We start from the raw sequence: 19240 nt of genomic DNA on the forward strand, positions 1-19240 counted from the left end.
TCGGGGGAGCACTGCAGGGCGAAGTCCAGGGCGATCTCCAGGCCCAGCTCGCCCGCCCTGGCCACGAAGCGGTCGAAGTCCTCGATCGTGCCCAGATCCGGGTGGATCGCGTCGTGGCCGCCCTCGGGGGAGCCGATCGCCCAGGGCACGCCGACGTCGTCCGCCCCGGCGGACAGGGTGTTGTTGGGGCCCTTGCGGAAGGTCGTGCCGATGGGGTGGACGGGCGGCAGGTAGACCACGTCGAAGCCCATCGCCGCGATCGCCGGCAGTCGGCGCGCGGCCGTCTCGAAGGTGCCGTGCGGACGCTCGGGGGTGCCCTCGGAGCGGGGGAAGAACTCGTACCAGGAGCCGTACAGCGCCCGTTCGCGCTCCACCAGCAGCGGCAGCGGATCCGAGGCGGTGACCAGGTCCCGCAGCGGATACCGCCCCAACACCGCATCCACGTTCGCCGCGAACGCCGCTTCCAGCCTCGACTCGGCCGGCAGCGAGTCGTCCCGCAGCGCCTCCGCGGCGGCCAGCACAGTCGCCCGCCCTGCCTTGTCGGGCACACCGGCGGCCGCCTGCTCGTACAGCTCGCCGCCCTCCTCCAGGACCAGACCGACGTCAATGCCGGCCGGAACCTTGATCCGAGCGGCGTGGCGCCACGTGGCCACCGGATCGCTCCAGGCCTCCACATGGAACGTCCAGCGGCCCACCGAGGGCGGCGTCACCTTGGCGCCCCAGCGGTCGCTCCCCGGGGCCAGTTCGTGCATCGGCGTCCACGGGCCCGGGCGGCCGTCCGGGTCGGTCAGCACGGCATTGGCGGCCACGGCGTCATGGCCCTCACGGAACACGGTGGCGGTGACCTCGAAGGTCTCGCCGGCGACCGCCTTCGCCGGATACCGGCCGCACTCCACGGCCGGCTGTACGTCCCGTACTGGGATGCGGCCGATCGTCCCGGTCCTGGCCCGGGTCCTCGTCTTGGTCCTGCCCATGGTTCACCTCCACCGTGCTCGAGGCCGGGCACCAGGCCCGGCCGGGGGTCCAAGCTGTGCCGGAAGGCGGCTACCTCCCGGCGAGGAAACGCCACCGTCGTGATCTCGACGGACCCGGCCGCGCAGCGGCGCGGACGGAGGCCCGTTCGTCCTGCTCCCGGAGGTACGCCGCCGGGGTGATGCGCAGATACCGATCGGCCGCGTCCGCGGCCTCGCGCGCGCAGCGCTTGCCCATCAGCACGCACAGCGTGTAGCCGGCGTCCTCGAACGTGGCGCGCACCGCACGGTCGGCCGGGGCCGCGAGCATGGCGCGTTCCCAGGCCCGGTATCGCCGCAGTTGCCGGGCGACTTCGGCTTTGGCCGGTAGCAGCATGGCGCCGTTCACCTTCCGGGCTGCTCGATGACGCGTCTCCCGACCGTCGGGCGGAACCCGTGCGCGCACACGCACGGGTTCCGTTACGGGCATCGAGGTCTTCACACATGGTGCATGGTCGACGACGCAGCGTCCTGTTGGAGCTTCAACTACCTCAGATGTCTGCTCGTGTTGCACGAACGGCGTACCGCACCCACCCTGGAGTGACTCAGAAGCGATCAGCGCTCACGCTCCGTGCTCGGGGACCCGTCCCGCAGGGGCGAGGAGAGCGGGAGCTTTCGCGGTGAGGAGGTAACGACGGTGAAGACCGCAGTGCCCTGCTACTACCACCTCGACGTGGAAGTGAGCCCCGAACGGGTGGGTCAGGTCAGCCGAATTCTGGCCGCTCACCTCCGGTACTGGGACCTGGAGACCCTTGTCGAGCCCGTCCGCCACGGCACCGAGATGCTGCTGCGGGCCATCGACGAGCACGCGACGGACAAGAACACCTCGATCGAGATGTGGTGGAACGGCCAGCACCTCATCACCGCCATCGGCGACAACGACCGCGCCCTGCGCCCGGACCACGAGCTGCGTGCCTGCCTGCAGCACCTCGCCGCGATGAGCGACGGCTGGGGCTGCTGCGCCACCGAGACCGGCAGCAAGGTCATCTGGTTCTCGCAGCGCGCCCGCGCCGGCGAACGTGCCCCGCTGGTTCCGGCGGCGCCCGCGCCCAGCCTGCGCGAGGCGCTGAAGGTGCCCCGCGAGGTGCCGGTCACGGCCATCGCCGACGCGGCGGGCATCCGGGACGGCGCCCTGGAGGAGGCCCGGTGACGGCGAGACGGAGCCGCAAAGAGGTTCGCACAGGGGTGCCCGCCTGGAGCGGGCACCCCTATCCGCTGGGCGCCGCCTTCGACGGACAGGGCACGAACTTCGCCCTGTTCAGCGAGGTCGCCGACCGCGTCGAGCTCGTCCTCGTCGACGACAAGGACCGGCACACCCCCATCCCGCTCACCGAGGTCGACGGCTTCGTCTGGCACGGCTATCTGCCCGGCGTCGGCCCGGGACAGCGCTACGGCTACCGGGTCCACGGCCCCTGGGCCCCGGACCTCGGCCACCGGTGCAATCCGGCCAAGCTGCTGCTCGACCCGTACAGCCGGGCGGTGGACGGCCAGGTGGACAACCACGCCTCCCTCTTCGAACGCAGTCCCGGCGCCCCGTCCCCGGCGGACAGCGCCGGGCACACCATGCTCGGCGTGGTGACCGATCCGTACTTTGACTGGGGCGACGACCGACCGCCCCGGCGGCCGTACGCCGACACCGTCATCTACGAGGCACACGTACGCGGCCTCACCCGCACCCACCCCGACGTCCCGCCCGAACTGCGCGGCACCTACGCCGGCCTCGCACACCCCGCGATCGTCGAGCACCTGACGTCCCTCGGTGTGACCGCCGTCGAGCTCATGCCGGTCCACCAGTACGTCCAGGACGGCGTCCTGCTCGACCGGGGCCTGTCCAACTACTGGGGCTACAACACGATCGGCTTCTTCGCTCCCCACAACGCCTACGCCGCCCACGGCACCCGCGGCCAGCAGGTCGACGAGTTCAAGTCGATGGTGAAGGCGCTGCACGCGGCCGGCCTCGAAGTGATCCTCGACGTCGTCTACAACCACACCGCCGAGGGCAACGAGCGCGGCCCCACCCTCTCCTTCCGCGGCATCGACAACGCCTCCTACTACCGCCTGGTGGACGGCGACTGGGCGCACTACTACGACACCACCGGCACCGGCAACAGCCTGCTGATGCGCCACCCGTACGTGCTCCAGCTGATCATGGACTCACTGCGCTACTGGGTCACCGAGATGCACGTCGACGGCTTCCGTTTCGACCTCGCGGCCACCCTGGCCCGCCAGTTCCACGAGGTGGACCGCCTCTCGGCGTTCTTCGACCTGATCCAGCAGGACCCGGTGATCAGCCGCGTCAAGCTGATCGCCGAGCCGTGGGACGTGGGGGAGGGCGGCTACCAGGTCGGCAACTTCCCGCCGCTGTGGTCGGAGTGGAACGGCAAGTACCGCGACGCCGTACGGGACTTCTGGCGCGGCGAACCGGACTCGCTCGGCGAGTTCGCCTCCCGCCTGACCGGCTCCTCCGACCTGTACGCGCACAGCCGGCGCCGGCCGCGGGCCAGCGTCAACTTCGTCACCGCGCACGACGGGTTCACCCTGCGCGACCTCGTCTCGTACAACGACAAGCACAACGAGGCCAACGGCGAGGGCAACCGCGACGGCGAGAGCCACAACCGGTCCTGGAACTGCGGGGCGGAGGGCGAGACCGACGACCCGGCCGTCCTGCAACTGCGGGCCCGACAGCAGCGCAACTTCCTCGTCACGCTGCTGCTCTCCCAGGGCATCCCCATGCTCTGCCACGGCGACGAACTCGGCCGCACCCAACGCGGCAACAACAACGCCTACTGCCAGGACAACGAGATCTCCTGGATCGACTGGCACCTCACCGACGACCAGCGCGCCCTCGCCGACTTCACCCGCTACGTCATCGCCCTGCGCGCCGCCCACCCCGTCCTGCGCCGCCGCCGCTTCTTCCAGGGCGAAACACCGACCCACCCCGAGCAGCCGCTGCCCGACCTGGTGTGGCTGCAGCCGGACGGCCGCGAGATGTCCGACGACGACTGGCACCGCTCCGACGCCCACTCCCTGGCCGTCTTCCTCAACGGCGACGCCATCGCCGAACCCGACTGGTGCGGCCAGCCCGTCGTGGACGACTCCTTCCTGCTGCTCCTCAACGGCTACTGGGAACCGGTGGAGTTCCGCCTGCCGGACGCCACGTACGGCGACCGCTGGACCACGTTGATCGACACGGCCGAATCACAGGGCCCCCCGGACGAGTCGGAACACAAGTCAGGGACCGCTCTCCTGATCGAACGCCGCAGCTTGGTCCTCTTGTCGAGACCCTCGCGACAACGCCCCTAAAGGGGGCGCGGGGACTGCGCGACAAGTCCCCACGGCGCCGCACACGACGGACAAACGCATCGCGGCCCCCCGTAGTCGCACTCAACGACCGCTACCGTTCGCGACGCGAAGTCACCGTGAACTGCGCCCCATCCGGATCCCGCAACACCGCCTCGTCGCTCCCCTTCGACAACACACTCCCACCGTGCAACTCCGCCGCCCGCGTACACTCCGCCACGTCCGCGACAGCGAAGTGCACCTGCCAGTGCGGCCGAATCGTCGGGTCCGGCGCAGCCTCCAACGCCCCCGACTCGATACGCGCCACGACATCGCCCCCACTGCGCAGCACGACCTCACCGCCCTCGTAGCGCACCTCGCAGCAGCCGGGCCGCTCCGACGCCCAGTCGAGGACCTCGCCGTAGAACATGGCGGCGTCGAACGCGTCGCGGGTGTGGAGGCGGATGAAGGTCGGCGCGGCGCGGCGCCAGTTCTCCCAGTTGGACATCAGCTCCCCCTCCCAGATGCCGAACGTCGCCCCGTCCCGGTCGGCCAGCAGGGCCGCCCGCCCCGGTGGCAGCGACAGCGGCCCGACGGCCGTGGTGCCGCCACGCTCCTGCACCCGTGCCACGGCCTCGTCCGCACTGGGCACGGCGAAATACGGCGTCCACGCCACCGCCATCTGCCACATGGAGGCGACCGCGGCGATCCCGGCCACCGGCACGCTCTCCGCCAGCGCGACCCAGAAGCGATCGCCCAGCTTGGCCGGCCGCCAGCGCCAGCCCAGTACGGCCGAGTAGAAGTCCTGGGTGGCCTCCAGGTCGCGGCTGGTCAGGCTCACCCAGCAGGGTGCGCCGAACACGGAGTGTGTGGACACGACCTCGGCCGTGCCCCTGGAGGTTCTTGCGTCGTCGTTCATGGCAGTCGCGTCCTGGTCTCGCCCGACCGGCGGCCACCGGTCTGCTCCCAGTGTCCAACCGGATCCGCTCCCGGGCCTGTCGAGTACCCCCGGCAGGGCGCCGAAACGGGCCGATGCCGGGTCTCGTCCTTCACTGGCACACGACAGGCAAAGAGACGAGGATGGAGGCGTGGCAGCGACACCCCATGAGCCCGCCGACGAGACCGACCGGATCCTGGCGCTGGAAGAGGAAGTCGACCAGCTCAAGGAGGCCGTGGTCTCGCACGCGGTGGTGGACCAGGCGATCGGCATGGTCGTGGCGCTCGGGCGCGTGTCGCCCGACCAGGGCTGGGCTGTGCTGAAGGACGTCTCCCAGCACACGAACATCAAGCTCCGCAACGTCGCGGAACTGATCCTCATCTGGGGCCGGGACGGGAGGATGCCGCCCGAAATCCGCGTCGAACTCGAAGAGGCCCTGGAGCGTTACGGCCCGACGCAGATTCCGGGATCGGCACAGGAGTGACTCACCCTTTCGGGTTTCACCGTGCTTCGGCGAGCAGTTCCTCCCGCAGATGGGCGAAGCAGCCGCTGAGCAGCCGGGAGACATGCATCTGTGAGATGCCGAGCTGACTGGCGATGCGGCTCTGGGTCATCCCGCCGAAGAAGCGCAGGTAGAGGATCGTCCGTTCACGCTCCGGAAGCCGCTGCAGACACGGCTTGACGGCAACGCGGTCGACGACCACGTCGTACGCCGGGTCGGGGCCGCCGATCGCGTCCCCCAGCGCGTAACCGTCCGTGCCGGGCATCTCCGCCTCCAGCGACAGCGCGGAGAAGCACTCCAGCGCCTCCATTCCGGTGCGCACCTCGCTCTCGCTCAGATGCGCGTGCTCGGCGATCTCGGGAATGGTGGGCGGGCGCCCCGGGGTCCTCTGCGACAGTTCCTTCGCGGAGCTGCGCACCCGGTTGCGCAGGTCCTGGACCCGGCGCGGCACGTGCAGCGTCCACATGTGGTCACGGAAGTGCCGCTTGATCTCGCCGGTGATGGTGGGCACCGCGTACGCCTCGAAGGCGTGGCCGCGTGCCGGGTCGTAGTGGTCGACGGCCTTCACCAGTCCCAGTGCGGCCACCTGGTACAGGTCCTCGAGGGACTCGCCGCGGCCCTTGAACCGGACGGCGATCCGCTCCGCCATGGGCAACCAGGCCTGGACCAGATCGTCCCTGAGCGCCTTGCGGTCCGGCCCGTCGGGCATTTCCACGAGCCGGTCGAACGCCTCCGCGGTGTCAGGGGCGTCGTCGTGCGGATGCTGCTTCGTTCTGGTGGTGGCACTCATCGGTGCGCACCTCCTCAGCAGGTGCTGGCTGGACAGACACCGTGGGAGGCGCGGTCTCGGACCTCATGGAGGACACCCAGGGGCCTGGGGGGGCCGGCTCCCACGGACGTGCCTCCTGTCCGAAGCACATATGGGTCAATTCCCTGTGAAACGGCATCCGAAACAAAATTCATGAATGCCACTACGTGTTACCGCCGGATAACTATGTGTTTGTCCCGTGTTTGTGGAGAGACGGGGTCCCACTGCCGCCCTTGGGCTGTCACCTCTGCTGCGACGCCCTGCGCGGCCTCCTCACTGCTGGGCCGCCTGGCTCGCTGATCTTGGCCCGCGAACGTGATGTGCGGCACGTGGGTGAACACGCCCGCCGGGCCGGAAAGCGGATTCTTCCTGCCCACGGCTTGATCGGTGATCAAGAGGGCGAATGGGCTGGCCACAGCGCATTCTGCTCATTTGACAGTGCACTGAGCGCAAAGATAGGAAGCAGCTCTCTGAGGTCGAGAGGTGGACTGTGTACGAGCCGAACGTGGTCGGGGACTGGCACGAGTACGACGAGCATGCCGGTCTGCGTGTCCGCGTCCACGGGCTGGAAGCCGCCGAGCCGCCGCGCGGACGGGACGAGGCCGCCGAGGGGCTGACCTACTTCCGGCTCCGCGTCACCGTCGAGAACCGCGGCGAGAGGCACCTCGGCATCCACCTCGAGGACGGTCAGATCGACGTGCGGATCGGCCGCGACGGCGAGGCCGCGTTCATCGACTGGCGCAACTCCCAGTTCATCGAGGGCTTCGACGTCTACCCCCTGCGCCGGGCCACCGCCGTGCTCTACGCCGCCGGCCCGGAGGAGAGCCTGAGCCAGGTCGACGTCCAGATCCAGCTGCGCGTCGAGGAGGAGTGGGCCGACCGCCGGCTGTGGACCGGTGGCCTCGGCCTGCAGGAGAGCACCGGCCCGCACACCGTCACCCTGCGCGACGGCCTCGCGCGCCAGGTGAGCAACTTCCTGCGGGACCAGGCCGAAGAGGGCACCGCCTGACGCGAGAGCGTCCGCCCTAGTGCGGGATGCCGTCGATGATCTCGCGGGCACCCTGACGCAGCAGCGCCACGGCGACCGACGTGCCCAGCGTGGCCGGGTCCAGCCGGCCCGCCCACTCGTGGGCGTTCAGCCGCGTCTTGCCGTCCGGCGTGAACACACACGCCCGCAGGGACAGCTCGCCGCCGCGGTCCACGCGCGCGTACCCGGCGATCGGGCTGTTGCAGTGCCCCTGAAGGACGTGCAGGAACATGCGCTCGGCGGTGGCCTCCCGATAGGTGTCCGGGTCACCGAGGCCGCTCACCGCGTCGATGAGCGCGGTGTCGCCCTCCCGGACCTGCAGCGCGAGGATGCCCGCGCCGATCGGCGGCATCATCGTCTCGGGGGAGAGGACCTCGCTGATCACGTCACCGCGGCCGATGCGCTCCAGGCCGGACACCGCCAGCAGCAGCGCGTCCGCCTCACCGGCGGCCAGCTTCTCCAGCCGCCGGTTGGCGTTGCCGCGGAACGGCACGCACTCCAGATGCGCGTGCGTGGCGGCCAGCTGGGCGACCCGGCGCACCGATGACGTCCCGATCCGGGTCCCGGCCGGCAACTCGTCCAGCGTGAGCCCGTCGGGATGGATGAGGGCGTCCCGGATGTCGTCCCGCTTCAGAAACGCGGCGAACGTCGTCCCCGCGGGCAGCGGCCGGTCGGCGGGGATGTCCTTGAGGCAGTGCACGGCGAGATCGGCCTCGCCCGCCAGCAGAGCAGCGTCGACCTCCTTGGTGAACGCCCCCTTGCCCTCGACCTTGGACAGATCGCCCATCCATTTGTCACCGGTCGTCTTCACCGGCACGACCTCGGTGCGCACACCGGGGTACAGAACCGCCAACTCGGCGCGGACACGCTCCACTTGTGCGAGCGCCATCGGCGAGTCGCGGGAGACGATACGGATCAGTTCGGGGACGGACATGACGCCACGATAGACCGTCAGAACCTCGCGTCCGCACGGTACTGCCCCATTTCCGTCCCGCCCTTGCCGCCCGCCCCGTCCCTGACACCCGCGCCCACCGGCACACTCAGCACCGCCAGCGCCCCCACCGTCACCAGGCCCCCGACCAGGAACGTGCCGCGCACCCCGACCGCGGACAGCAGCGTGCCCCCGAGCAGCGCACCCGCGGCGACACCCACGTTGAAGGCCGCAGAGTTGGCCGCCAGGGCCGTCTCGGTGCGGCCCGGCGCCACCCGGAGCACCTCGTTCTGCGTCGCCATGAAGGCGGGCGCGACCGACGCGCCCAGCAGCATGATCAGTACGACGCTCGCCGCCGGGACGGGGCCCGTCGCCCACAGGCCGAGCAGCGCCACCGCCTGGGCCGCCACCGGCACGGTCAGGGTGGCCCGCGGAAAGCGGTCGAGAAGCGGCCCGGTCACCGTGATCCCGGCCAGCGCCGCCCCGCCGAACGCGAACAGCACGGCGCTCACCGCGTCCTCGCCCAGTCCGCTCACCTCGTCGAGGAAGGCGACGACGTATGTGAACGCGGCGAAGGCACCGGTGACCGACAGGGCGGTGACCGTCAGCACGACGTAGAACCTGCCTCGGTCGGGGGCCGCGCCGTAAGCGGAGTGGCCGTCCTGCGGGCGGGACGACGGCAGCAGGACGCCGATGGTCACGAGGGACACCAGCGCGAGCACGCCGAGCAGGGCGAAGGGCGTCCGCCAGCCGACGTGTGTGCCCAGCCAGGTCCCGGCCGGAACCCCGGCCACCGTGGCCAGGGAACCGCCGACGGACAGCAGCCCGATGATCCGCCCCCGGCGCTCCGGGGGGAACAGACCGACCGCGACCGGTCCCATCACCGCCCAGAACAACGCCTGTGCCAGCGCCGTCGCCACTCTCGCCGCCAACAGCACGCCGTACGACACTCCGCCCAGCGCCGACACCCAACTGGCCGCGGCGAGCAGGCCCAGGAGTCCCGCGAGCAGATACCGGTGCGGCACGGAACGGGTGACATGGGCCAGGGGCAGTGACACGACGGCCACGGTCAGGCCGTACCCGGTGACCAGGGCGCCGACGGCCGCGAGCGGCACCCGCAGGTCCTCGGCCATGAGCGGGAGCAGGCCGACGGGCAGGTTCTCGGTGGTGTTGAAGGTGAACGCCGCCAGCATCAGCGCCGCGACGACGGCAGCCCGCTGCCAGGGGGCGGGACGTATGCTGCCCATTCAACTGCCTTTCCGACCGGGGGAGTCGGGGCAAGCGTGCTGGGCCGCGGCGGGCGGCTCTACTCTTTCGGTCCAGGACGAATCCTCGGTCCGGGGCGCATCGTTGCTCAACTCGGAGGCCCGGAGGTCGCCATGCCGCTCGCCCTGCATCTCGGCACCGCCGACCTCACGCGCTGCCGGTTCGCGATCTCGCCGCTGTGCCAGACCCACGAGGCGCTGCGGCTGCTGCGCCGGCCGTCCCGGCACGGCTACCACCGGGGCTGGCTGTGCCGTATGCGACGTACCGTCGCCGACCTCGACCTGGCACCGCTGTGGCTGTTCATCCCGCCGCCCGGCGGCTACACCCCGGACTTCCTCGGCGCGCCCCCTCAGGAGCCGTACCCGTCCTTCGACGACGAGCTGGCCCGCATGCGTGCCACCGACCCCGCCCTGGCCCACGCGGAGATGGCCCGCTCCCTGGCCTGTACCCCGGGTCTCGCCGAGTCGCCGCGGGGGCGGGCCGCGCTCGACGATCCCGCCGCCACCGTCCGGCGCCTCGCCGACCTCACCGAACGGGCCTGGCACGCCCTGCTGGCCCCGGACTGGCCGCGCCACCGAGCCGTTCTCGAGGCGGACATCGCGCACCGCTCGCGGCAGGCGGCGAACGGCGGCCTCGACACGCTGCTCACCGGTCTGCACCCGGCCGTCGACTGGGCCGGCCACACCCTCACCCTGCGCCGGTACGGCGACGTGCCGGACGCCCAACGCCCGGACGGCAGAGGCGTGTTGCTCATGCCGAGCGTGTTCGTGTGGCCGGACGTCGTGGGCGGCTTCGCCCGGCCCTGGCAGCCGACGGTCATCTACCCCGCCCGAGGCATGGGTCGTCTGCACAGCGCGCCCGAACCGCGGCCGCCGGAAGCGCTGGCCCGGCTGGTCGGCCATCAGCGCGCGGCCGTTCTCGCCGGCCTCGGCACCGCGTCGTCGACGACGGATCTGGCCCGCCGTCACGGCCTGGCGCCCTCGACCGTGTCGGCCCACCTGTCAGTCTTGCGGGAGGCGGGCCTGCTGGAGTCCGGGCGACAGGGCCACTACGTCCTGTACCGGCGGACGGCCCTGGGCGACGCCCTCGTCGAGGGGGACGCCGGCCCAGGGGCCGAATGACAGCGACCCGGTCGGGGGATCAGGCGTTCGGGTCGAACGCGATGCCGGAGGGCTTGGCCGACGCCAGGTGGTTCGCGAAGTTGGCGTCCTTCAGGCCGAAGTTGGCGCTGCCGAAGTTGTACGCGACCAGCTTGTCGCGCACACCCGACGGGTAGCCGTTCCAGCCGACCAGCGGCGGGTACTGCCAGGTGCCCTTGTGGTTCTCCGGCGGCTCGTCGTTGGAGCCCGCGAGGCGGAAGCAGTGGGTGCTGATGCCGTCCTTGTGGTACACGATCTTCGCGTGCGTGCCGTCGAAGCGCACCGAGGACGCGGCGCTGATGGTGAACGAGCCGTGGTTGGACGTCGAGACGTACCGCACCGCGTTGTTCTGCACCCACACCACGACGTGCTCCCAGTCGTGCCGGTGCCCGCCTATGCTGCTGCCCGCCACCGCCTGGTCCTTCTCGAAGTACAGGGCGTACATGTAGGCGCACCAGCCGTTGTTGCACTTGTAGCGCGAGTACCCGTTGGTGTTGTCGAGGTCCGAGGCGTCGCGGCAGTTGCCGTTGAGCGAACCGGTCGGGTTCAGACCACCGTTGACGGTTCCGTCGGGGCCGATGGCGGGGGTGGAGTAGCAGCCGTCCGTGTCGTAGTCGTAGGCCGGCTGGTACGTCTGCTCGGCCGCCTCGGCGTTGGCGGGGAGCGCCGCGGGCGGGGCGGCGAAGGCGGTGCTCGGGAAGGCGATGACGAGCGCGGCGGCACCGGCCGTACCGGTGATCCAGCGCCTGCGGTGCGTGCGGGACGTCTGTGACGACACTGCGTCCTCCTCCTGGTTCGGGCGCAGCCCAACGGCTGTGGGGGGAAAGGCAGTTCAGGATCCTGGCTTTCCACTTCCGTGCCAAGAGCCACGGACGTACCGCTGGTAACGATCAGCGCAACAGTTGGGACCGAAGCCGCGGCATAGGCTCTTGCGGAGCCGTGTCAACGTTTCGTCGAGCCGCGTCACCCGGTCCCGTCGGGCCGCGTCACACGCTCTCGTCGGGCAGGTCGGCCGCCGACGCCTCCGGCGTGACGTCGAGCCTCAGGCGCAGCCAGGACGGCTGGCGCAACAGCCCGGAGCGGGTGCGGACGCTGTAGCGGACCTCTCCGACCAGCCGGGGCCGCACCCAGTGCGCGCCCGGCACCCGCGGGGCGGGGTCGAAGGGGCAGGTGTCCGTCTCGGACACCCGCAGCAGTTCGGCCAGTTGCGACCGCTCGGCCTCGCTCCAGCCGGTGCCCACATTGCCGACGTACCTCAGCCGTCCGGCCGCACGCTGTCCGACCAGCACCGCGCCCGGCAGGCCCGTGAGCCGTCCCTTGCCGGGCAGCCAGCCCCCGACGATGACGTCCTCGCTGTGCATGTTGCGGATCTTGATCCAGGCGCGCGAGCGCACCCCGGGTTCATACACCGAGTCGAGCCGCTTGCAGACGAGCCCTTCCAACCCGTGCTCGCGGGTCGCCTGCAGGGCGTCGGCGCCGTGTCCGACCACCGCGGCCGGTGTCGACCAGTACGGCCCGGCGAGGCCCAGCTCCTCCAGCTGCCCGCGGCGCCGGGTGTAGGGCAGCGTGACGAGGGAGCGGCCCGCCAGGTGCATCACGTCGAACAGCACCAGGTGCACGGGCGTCCGGGCCGCCATCCGTGCGGCCCGTGCGGGTGCGTGCGCCAGACCCATGCGGGACTGCAGCAACTGGAAGTTCGCGCGTCCCTGTTCGTCCAGCGCCAGGATCTCCCCGTCCAGGACGGCCGCGGTGGAACCCAGCGCCTCACCGAGCGGCCGCAGTTCCGGATAGGCGGCCGTGATGTCCTCGCCCGAACGGGCGCGCAGCAGGAGGCTGCCGTCCCCTTCGAGATAGACCACCGCGCGCTGGCCGTCCTGCTTGGTCTCGTACGCCCAGCGCGCGTCCTGGGCGGCGGGCGGCAGGGTGCCGGTCGTGGCGAGCATGGGAGGGATCAGCGGCAGGCTCACCTGTCAGTTGTCGACGGCTCCGACCCCCGCCACGCACGCCTGCCGCGGTTTTCCCCTGAACGGCGGCCCTGGCGTCCTTCGTCCGACCGGCGGAACGGCTCTCAGTGCTCCCCGCTCGGCGGCACGGCCCGTACCAGGCCCGACTGATAGGCCATGACGACGAGTTGGGCGCGGTCTCGGGCGCCCAGTTTGGTCATGGCGCGGTGGACGTGGGTGCGCACGGTCAGCGGGCTGACGAAGAGCTTCTCGGCGATCTCCTCGTTGGAGTGGCCCTCGGCGACCCAGGCCATGACCTCCCGTTCGCGGGCGGTGAGGGCGGCCAGGTCCTCGGGCGCGGTCGACTGCGAGCTCTCGGCGGGAGAGGACAGGAACCGGGTGATCAGCGTGCGGGTCGCGGTGGGGGAGAGAAGGGACTCGCCGGCGGCCACGGTCCGGATGCCGTCGAGCAGCACGTCCGCGGTGACGTCCTTGCCGAGGAAGCCGCTCGCCCCGGCCCGCAGGGCCTGTGCGACGTACTCGTCGATCTCGAACGTGGTGAGGATCAGCACGCGCACCGCCGCGAGGTCCGGGTCGGCGCAGATGGCGGACGTGGCGGCCAGTCCGTCGGTGCCGGGCATGCGGATGTCCATCAGGACCAGGTCGGGGCGGTGGGTGCGGGCGAGGGCGACGGCCTCTGCGCCGTCGGTGGCCTCGCCGACCACCTCCATGTCCGCGCAGGAGTCGATGAGGATCCGGAAGGTGGCCCGCAGCAGGGCCTGGTCGTCGGCGAGGAGTACACGGATGGTCATGGGCGGGGTTCTTCCGGTTCCGGAGCGGTCGGGTACAGCTTCCAGGGAACGGCCCGGCTCGTCGTCGTGCGTCTGCCGACATTCGTCCGTACTCGGATCGCAGTACGCGCCGCGGGCAAGGTCATCCCCGAGGGGGAGCCCGGACCCGCCCTCACCACACGCACGGCAGCTCCACGTCGATCACCGTCGGCCCTCCGGCCGGGCTCGACATCCGCACCGTGCCGTCGAGCGCCGCGACCCGGCGCCGCACCCCCGGCAGCCCCGAACCGCCGGACTCCTCGGCCCCGCCGTGACCCTAGTCGGCCACCTCGACGCGGAGCCCGCGCCGCATGCGGGCGATCCGGACGGAGGCCTCGGACGAGCCACTGGTCTTGGCGACGTTGGTGAGCGCCTCGGCCACCACGAAGCGGGCGGCCACCACGAAGTAGGCGACCGCCTCCACCGCCGAGGGCGCCCTCGGGCCGTCGCCCTCCACACCCTCCACCTCCACGGTGACCCGCGGCCCGCCCGCTCCCGGCCGCCAGCGCGCGCACGGCGCCGATCCCGCCGCGGTCGGTCAGGATCGGCGGATGGATGCCGCGCACCACGTGCCGCAGCTCCGCCAGTGCCTGCTCGGCCTGCTCCTGGGCGTCGTCCAGCAGCTTGCGAGCGGCGTCCGGATCACGGTCGCAGGCGCGTTGGGCGAGCCCGATCCGCCGTGCGGACCGCTGAAGTCCTCGACCGTCTGGGCCTGTTCGCCGACGACCGGGCCCCCGCCGTCGACCGGTGGCTGGAACGGAAACTCGACGGGAAGTCCCCGGGCATTCATTGCGCCGTCGAAGCCTGGGTTCGCACTCTCCTTGACGGTGGCCCACGGTCTGAGCCTCGCTTCCGGCATACGGCATGGGCCTACCTGCGCGAGCTCCAGCCGGTGCTGCTGGAGTGGTCCAGCCGCTATGACCACCTGCGAGAGGTCACCCCGGAGGACATCATCGCGGTCCCGGACGCTGTCACCGGCAAACAGCGCGAAAGCCGGATCGTCGCCCTGCGGTCACTGTTCCGGCACGCGAAGAAGAACGACCAGATCTTCCGCAACCCGACGATCCGCATCCGTGTCCTCCGGCAGACCGGCGGCGTCCTCCAAGCCCTCGTCCAGGCAGACATCGACGAGGCCGTCGCCACCGCCACCACCCCGGACATCCGGCTCATCATCGCCCTGGCCGCCGTTCACGCGGCACGGCCGAAGATGGTCCGCACCATGCAGTTGGAGGACGTCGACGAGGGCAACCGGCGCATCACCGTCGGCGGCCACATCCGCCCGCTCGACGACCTCACCCGTCGTGTGGTCCTGGACTCGCTCGACCACCGCCGCAACCGCCGAACGCGGCCAACCCCCACCTGCTGATCACCCAGAAGACCGCTGTCGAACTCGGCCCGGCCACTCGCCCACGGCGCCGACCCCCTCCACCTCGCCCTCGTCTTCGGCATCGACGTGAAGACCGCCATCCGCTATGCGGACTCGGCCCGGCAGCTTCTCCAGGCCGACCTCGAAGCCGATCCCGCGTGTTCGCCACGAACCCACGGGGCAACCCCCCGACAATGGCAGTCTCGGACCTCGGGTTCCCGCTGAAGAAGCTTCAGTTTCCACGAACTCGCGGGGATCACGGCCCTGTTCCCCCGAAGCTACGGCAAAAGCGAGCAAGTAAAGCCCTCTGTAGTCAGAGTGACGCACAGTCAGAGCGAGCAAGGTGGGGTCCGGGAACATCGCCGGCCTGGAGGGCGGCGATGTTCCCGGACCCCACCGCCGAACCGGTCCACCTGGGTTGCTCGCCTGGCCTGCGCCGAGATGCGGGGCGGCTCCCCGTGGCGCAGAATTAGTGAGAGCGTCCCAGCAGCAGCAACGGTCGGGCCTGCGGGGGCGGAGCAGTGACTGGCCGGTCCGCGCGTACGGGCGCCCTCCTGCAGACCGCACCGCAGCGACCTATTCCCCGCCAGGTCCAGCCGCGCCGCGCGCGTCCGAGTGCGAGGAAAGGGGAGCATCCGTGACCACGCCAAACACCTCGATCCTGTTCTACAGGTCCGACAACGGCCAAGCCGGCACGGGCACTCTCTCCGGCGGCCGCTGGCAGGCCAAGGCGACGCTGCGCCTCCCGACCGGGTACACGCACGGCGCCGCGAGCCGTGACTCGCTGCTGCTCTACAACCAGAGCACCGGGGCCGGGGAGGTCGGCACCTTCACGGGCGGCACGTACACCCGCGTCAAGACCTACGGGTTCGCCCCGGACTGGACCTTCATCGAGGCGTCCGCCGACTCCGTGATCTTCTACAACGCGACCGGCCGCGGAGTAACGGGCACCCTCACGAACGGCGCGTTCCAGCAGGTCCGCGTGTACAACGACTTCAGCTCGGGCTGGGGCACCATGGCCTCCTCCAGCGACACTCTGGTCGCGGCGGCCCGGCACGGTTCTAGCGAGTTCCCCTGGAGCAACGTGGGGTACGGCACCCTCTCCGGCGGCGTCTACACGGACAAGGGCAGCATCCCGAGGGACGACTTCTTGGGGGCGTTGACCGCCACGAGCGACTCCGTGCTGTCGTGGGCAAGGGCGGGCGGCGAACTCGAGTTCCGGGTGTCCAAGGCTTCCAACGGCACCGGCATCTCCTTCCAGAAGATCGGAACCTCCGGCATCTGGAACAAGGTGGGCCGGACCTCGGACAGCCTGTTCTTCTACAAGGACGACGGAACCGCCTGGACCTCGACGCTGGTGAACGGCAACTACACCAACGTCGGCTCGCTAGCCCAGGTCTCCTCGGGCTGGACCCTCATTGAGGGCGGTGTGTGAGCCCACTCCCCCAGGGACAGTGGGACGGGGGCCTGAGCCAGCAGGGCCAGCAGTCGCACCAAGGGGCGGGCCAAAGCGTTGCCCTCCCCGGCGAGCTGGTCCAAGGACACCTCCCAGGTGTGCCGCACCACGGCGCGGGCGACCTGCGGATGGGAGGCAGTCGGGTGCGCCGCTCCCAACAGGAACCGCAGTTCCTGCTCCAGGGCCGCCTGGCGGCAGGCGGCAAATGTGCGGTAGCGGCTCGTGGGTCCGGCCAGATAGGTGCCAGCCGCGTGCAACGCCAGTGGCAGCCCGCCCAGTCGCGCCGCCAGCTCCCGGGCCTGCTCGGCGGTGCCGGCTGCGGGAGCAGCGTCCAGCAGGACCTGCCCCGCAGGTCGCACCGGCAGCGGCTCCAGCGGCAGCAGCCGTGCGCACGGACCCCAGGTCTGCTCGCTGCCATCCCGGCTGGTCACCACCAGCAGCCCCGGCCGTGCGGACGGATCCAGCCGCGGTAGTCGGCCACCGGATCCCCCGCCGGGCCGATCTCGTGCGGCTCGTCGGCGTTGTCCACCACCAGCAGCCACCGCCGCACGCGGCCCAACTGTCGCCAGACCACATCCGGCAGGCTCGCCTGCCCCGCTCGCGCGGCCTCCAGCTCTGCCTCTGGCAGGCCGCAGGCCAGCGCCGCCTGCACCATCTGCTGCGCCAGCTCGGCGCCGTCGCGCCAGCGCACCCAAAACACTCGCCAGCCCGCCGCCTGGGCCTGGGTGGCCAGTTGCGCGGCCACTGTTGTCTTGCCCATCCCGCCGACCGCGCACAGCACCGCGAACCGGCCTTGTGGCCGCCGAAGCATGCCTGCCAGCACGGCGAGTTCTTCCTCACGCCCGCGCACGCGCCGAACATGCGGGGGGCGTAACGAAGCCTGCGGGCCTCGGGCCAGTCGGCTCACCGGTGCCAGCCACGCCGGGGGCCTTGCTGCGGCATCCAGATGCCGGCCCCCCCAGCAACAGCCCGATGCTGACCGCCACCAGCACGGCGAACACCGGCCAGATCACCCACGCCTGCGCCGCCCAGCCAGGCACCGCGGCACTGGCGTAGTTGGTCACCGGCCCCAGCACGGCCGCCACCAACGCGGCCCCTCCCGCTACCGCCGACCCGGCCCACGCACCCCGTCTACGCCCCATGGTCTGCCGCCCCCGTCCACCGTCACCAGGATGCTCCCGCCTGGATCACGTCCATGGAAGGTTGCGGGTGGTCACGACGCGGGCGGCGGTGTTGCTGCGGTTCAGCGGCCGGATGCCCAGCCCGCTGCTTGAACGCCGTCATCCACCGCGCGGCGCGGCCCGGGCACCAAGGCAGGCAGCAGGTCGAGCCGCTTGTCCATGTCGAGGCGGAAGGTGCCGTACGGGTTGATGTTCGACCAGAACAGCGCAGTCAGTTCCTCGCCGGTCCTCGTCGGACAGCTTCTTCGCCCAATCCGGTTCGGCGAGGACCTGCTGCAACAGCAGGGTGTTGGCGTGCACCTGGGCGGACTGGACTACTGGAGTAGGTGCAGCGCGAGCATCGAGGTCTCGGCGTGTTCCTTGTCCGGGCCGGTCAGAGCGCCGTCCTTGCCGTAGTGCAGGACCATGTTCGTCGACTTCCAGTACTCCACCACCTGAAGCCCGCCGTGGATCTCCCGGCGCAGCTCGGGGCGGGCCAGGTAATCGCACGCGAAGGTCGTACGGACCCCACGGCCCAGTTCTTCAGGAGCGGCAAAGGTGGGGTGATTGGGGCCGCCCCGGGTGAAGCGTCGCAGCACCTGCTCCGCCTCCGCCGTCCCGAGACGGAGCGCGGTGGCGTACTTGACCATCTGGTGCGTGTCCACGTAGTTCGACTCAATCTCGGCATCCGTGCAGTGCCGCAGCAGGCCCTCGATCATCGCCGCGACCTCGGCCGACGAACAAGACTTGAGCTGGGAGTAGATGCAGACGTTCTTGCGCTCCACGTGCCAGTAGCGCGCTCCACCATGTCCACCGCATCTTTCAATCAAGTGACTTAGGTTGTAGGTGTGCAAACCCGCGGCGGCTCGAGGGACTGGCCGTTGCGGTGATCGGCGAAGTCCCGGTGCGGTGGTGATCATGGCAGGCAGGACCTTGCGGGAGGAGCAGGTCAGCGCGACCCGGGAGCTGCTCCTGACCGCGGCCGAGCGGCTCTTCGCCGAACACGGCGTGTACGCGGTGTCCAACCGGCAGGTCAGCGAGGCCGCGGGACAGGGCAACAACACGGCGGTGGGCTACCACTTCGGCACCAAGACCGACCTGGTCCGCGCCATCGTCCGGCGGCACGCCACGCGCATCGAGGAGATCCGCGCCCGCCTGGTCGCCGACCTGGCGGACCCCGACGACGTGCGCGGCTGGGTGGACTGCCTCGTCCGCCCGGCGCTCGAACACCTCGCCGCGCTCGGCAGCCCCACCTGGTACGCGCGGTTCTGCGCGCAGGTCGTCTCGGATCCGGCCCTGCACCGGATCATGGTCGAGGAGGCCCTCACCTCCCCGTCCCTCCAGACGATCATCGAGGGCCTGAATCGGTGCCTGCCCGACCTTCCGGCCGAGGTCCGCACCGAACGCGGCGAGATGGTCCGGCACCTGATCGTCCACGTCGCCGCCGAGCGCGAGCGCGCCCTCGCCGAGCACACCCCCACCCCGCGCCCGTCCTGGGACGCCGCCGCCACGGGCCTCGCCGACGCCGTCGTCGGCATGTGGCTGGCACCCGTCACACCGGGCCGCTGACGCCCCCGTCCAAGGAG

General features: G+C 71.0%; 20 protein-coding genes and 1 pseudogene. 8 read left to right on the forward strand and 13 right to left on the reverse strand.

Going from position 1 to position 19240, the window contains the following annotated elements; all coding sequences use genetic code 11:
- Window positions 1-974, reverse strand: a 974-nt coding sequence (locus tag ACZ7L6_RS32785) for a maltotransferase domain-containing protein (RefSeq protein ID WP_471930212.1), incomplete at its 3' end; no start/stop codon positions are given.
- Between the two features lie 70 nt (window positions 975-1044).
- Window positions 1045-1347 carry a DUF5133 domain-containing protein gene (locus ACZ7L6_RS32790; protein WP_471930214.1) on the reverse strand — a complete coding sequence of 101 codons (303 nt, stop codon included), beginning with the start codon at window positions 1345-1347 and terminating at the stop codon, window positions 1045-1047.
- A gap of 300 nt (window positions 1348-1647) precedes the next feature.
- On the opposite strand from ACZ7L6_RS32790, the gene ACZ7L6_RS32795 reads away from it, so the two are divergent.
- A complete protein-coding gene (locus tag ACZ7L6_RS32795; protein ID WP_471930216.1) occupies window positions 1648-2160 on the forward strand; it encodes a pep a2 in 513 nt (170 codons plus the stop codon).
- A 35-nt stretch (window positions 2161-2195) separates the two neighbouring features.
- A complete protein-coding gene (glgX, locus tag ACZ7L6_RS32800) occupies window positions 2196-4313 on the forward strand; it encodes a glycogen debranching protein GlgX (protein ID WP_471930218.1) in 2118 nt (705 codons plus the stop codon).
- A 91-nt stretch (window positions 4314-4404) separates the two neighbouring features.
- Here the strand turns inward: glgX and ACZ7L6_RS32805 are convergent, their stop codons facing one another.
- A complete protein-coding gene (locus ACZ7L6_RS32805) occupies window positions 4405-5208 on the reverse strand; it encodes a VOC family protein (protein ID WP_471930220.1) in 804 nt (267 codons plus the stop codon).
- A gap of 169 nt (window positions 5209-5377) precedes the next feature.
- Between ACZ7L6_RS32805 and ACZ7L6_RS32810 the strand changes: the two genes are divergently transcribed.
- A complete protein-coding gene (locus tag ACZ7L6_RS32810) occupies window positions 5378-5710 on the forward strand; it encodes an ANTAR domain-containing protein (RefSeq protein ID WP_471930222.1) in 333 nt (110 codons plus the stop codon).
- Window positions 5711-5726: 16 nt separating this feature from the next.
- Here ACZ7L6_RS32810 and ACZ7L6_RS32815 read toward each other — a convergent pair whose 3' ends face one another.
- Entirely contained in the window at window positions 5727-6518 is a 792-nt protein-coding gene (locus tag ACZ7L6_RS32815) for an RNA polymerase sigma factor SigF (protein ID WP_471930224.1), read from the reverse strand.
- 508 nt (window positions 6519-7026) lie between these two features.
- Here ACZ7L6_RS32815 and ACZ7L6_RS32820 point away from each other — a divergent pair.
- Window positions 7027-7545 carry a hypothetical protein gene (locus ACZ7L6_RS32820; RefSeq protein ID WP_471930226.1) on the forward strand — a complete coding sequence of 173 codons (519 nt, stop codon included), beginning with the start codon at window positions 7027-7029 and terminating at the stop codon, window positions 7543-7545.
- A 16-nt stretch (window positions 7546-7561) separates the two neighbouring features.
- On the opposite strand, the gene hemC is transcribed toward ACZ7L6_RS32820, so the two are convergent.
- Both hemC and ACZ7L6_RS32830 read right to left on the reverse strand, forming a co-directional pair.
- A complete protein-coding gene (gene hemC / locus ACZ7L6_RS32825; RefSeq protein WP_471930228.1) occupies window positions 7562-8497 on the reverse strand; it encodes a hydroxymethylbilane synthase in 936 nt (311 codons plus the stop codon).
- Between the two features lie 17 nt (window positions 8498-8514).
- Window positions 8515-9741, reverse strand: coding sequence for an MFS transporter (locus ACZ7L6_RS32830; RefSeq protein ID WP_471930230.1), 1227 nt, complete (start codon window positions 9739-9741; stop codon window positions 8515-8517).
- Window positions 9742-9873: 132 nt separating this feature from the next.
- Here ACZ7L6_RS32830 and ACZ7L6_RS32835 point away from each other — a divergent pair, with 132 nt between their 5' ends.
- Window positions 9874-10881 carry a DUF5937 family protein gene (locus ACZ7L6_RS32835; RefSeq protein ID WP_471930232.1) on the forward strand — a complete coding sequence of 336 codons (1008 nt, stop codon included), beginning with the start codon at window positions 9874-9876 and terminating at the stop codon, window positions 10879-10881.
- 19 nt (window positions 10882-10900) lie between these two features.
- Here ACZ7L6_RS32835 and ACZ7L6_RS32840 read toward each other — a convergent pair whose 3' ends face one another.
- From ACZ7L6_RS32840 to ACZ7L6_RS32855, 4 genes and pseudogenes are all read right to left on the reverse strand, one after another.
- Window positions 10901-11677 carry an NPP1 family protein gene (locus ACZ7L6_RS32840; protein ID WP_471930234.1) on the reverse strand — a complete coding sequence of 259 codons (777 nt, stop codon included), beginning with the start codon at window positions 11675-11677 and terminating at the stop codon, window positions 10901-10903.
- Window positions 11678-11885: 208 nt separating this feature from the next.
- A complete protein-coding gene (gene ligD / locus ACZ7L6_RS32845) occupies window positions 11886-12866 on the reverse strand; it encodes a non-homologous end-joining DNA ligase (protein ID WP_471930236.1) in 981 nt (326 codons plus the stop codon).
- Window positions 12867-12967: 101 nt separating this feature from the next.
- Window positions 12968-13654, reverse strand: coding sequence for a response regulator transcription factor (locus tag ACZ7L6_RS32850; RefSeq protein WP_471930238.1), 687 nt, complete (start codon window positions 13652-13654; stop codon window positions 12968-12970).
- 151 nt (window positions 13655-13805) lie between these two features.
- A pseudogene (locus ACZ7L6_RS32855) lies at window positions 13806-14349 on the reverse strand (sensor histidine kinase); the annotation flags it as partial.
- A 2-nt stretch (window positions 14350-14351) separates the two neighbouring features.
- Here ACZ7L6_RS32855 and ACZ7L6_RS32860 point away from each other — a divergent pair.
- Together ACZ7L6_RS32860 and ACZ7L6_RS32865 are read left to right on the forward strand one after the other, a co-directional pair.
- Window positions 14352-15038, forward strand: coding sequence for a hypothetical protein (locus tag ACZ7L6_RS32860; protein ID WP_471930550.1), 687 nt, complete (start codon window positions 14352-14354; stop codon window positions 15036-15038).
- A gap of 637 nt (window positions 15039-15675) precedes the next feature.
- Window positions 15676-16473 (forward strand): hypothetical protein, encoded by a 798-nt coding sequence (locus tag ACZ7L6_RS32865; protein WP_471930240.1) that lies wholly within the window; start codon window positions 15676-15678, stop codon window positions 16471-16473.
- Here the strand turns inward: ACZ7L6_RS32865 and ACZ7L6_RS32870 are convergent.
- The 3 genes from ACZ7L6_RS32870 to ACZ7L6_RS32880 form a co-directional block, all read right to left on the reverse strand.
- Complete coding sequence (locus tag ACZ7L6_RS32870) at window positions 16407-16925, reverse strand: hypothetical protein (protein WP_471930242.1); 519 nt, start codon at window positions 16923-16925, stop codon at window positions 16407-16409. The two genes, ACZ7L6_RS32865 and ACZ7L6_RS32870, sit on opposite strands and share 67 nt — an antisense overlap.
- Window positions 16922-17344, reverse strand: coding sequence for an AAA family ATPase (locus ACZ7L6_RS32875; RefSeq protein ID WP_471930244.1), 423 nt, complete (start codon window positions 17342-17344; stop codon window positions 16922-16924). The genes ACZ7L6_RS32870 and ACZ7L6_RS32875 overlap by 4 nt, the downstream gene beginning before the upstream one ends.
- Window positions 17345-17989: 645 nt before the next feature.
- Window positions 17990-18574, reverse strand: coding sequence for a Tn3 family transposase (locus ACZ7L6_RS32880; protein WP_471930246.1), 585 nt, complete (start codon window positions 18572-18574; stop codon window positions 17990-17992).
- On the opposite strand from ACZ7L6_RS32880, the gene ACZ7L6_RS32885 reads away from it, so the two are divergent.
- Window positions 18573-19223 (forward strand): TetR/AcrR family transcriptional regulator, encoded by a 651-nt coding sequence (locus ACZ7L6_RS32885; protein ID WP_471930248.1) that lies wholly within the window; start codon window positions 18573-18575, stop codon window positions 19221-19223. The genes ACZ7L6_RS32880 and ACZ7L6_RS32885 overlap by 2 nt on opposite strands.
- Window positions 19224-19240 lie beyond the last annotated feature (17 nt).

The sequence above is a fragment of the Streptomyces sp. NPDC107522 genome (assembly GCF_055657525.1).

Coding starts and splice junctions, on each gene's coding strand:
- ACZ7L6_RS32790 (WP_471930214.1), bottom strand. CDS start 1,347: ATGCTGCTACCGGCCAAAGCCGAAGTCGCCCGGCAACTGCGGCGATAC.
- ACZ7L6_RS32805 (WP_471930220.1), bottom strand. CDS start 5,208: ATGAACGACGACGCAAGAACCTCCAGGGGCACGGCCGAGGTCGTGTCC.
- ACZ7L6_RS32815 (WP_471930224.1), bottom strand. CDS start 6,518: ATGAGTGCCACCACCAGAACGAAGCAGCATCCGCACGACGACGCCCCT.
- hemC (WP_471930228.1), bottom strand. CDS start 8,497: ATGTCCGTCCCCGAACTGATCCGTATCGTCTCCCGCGACTCGCCGATG.
- ACZ7L6_RS32830 (WP_471930230.1), bottom strand. CDS start 9,741: ATGGGCAGCATACGTCCCGCCCCCTGGCAGCGGGCTGCCGTCGTCGCG.
- ACZ7L6_RS32835 (WP_471930232.1), top strand. CDS start 9,874: ATGCCGCTCGCCCTGCATCTCGGCACCGCCGACCTCACGCGCTGCCGG.
- ACZ7L6_RS32850 (WP_471930238.1), bottom strand. CDS start 13,654: ATGACCATCCGTGTACTCCTCGCCGACGACCAGGCCCTGCTGCGGGCC.
- ACZ7L6_RS32885 (WP_471930248.1), top strand. CDS start 18,573: ATGGCAGGCAGGACCTTGCGGGAGGAGCAGGTCAGCGCGACCCGGGAG.
- ACZ7L6_RS32880 (WP_471930246.1), bottom strand. CDS start 18,574: ATGATCACCACCGCACCGGGACTTCGCCGATCACCGCAACGGCCAGTC.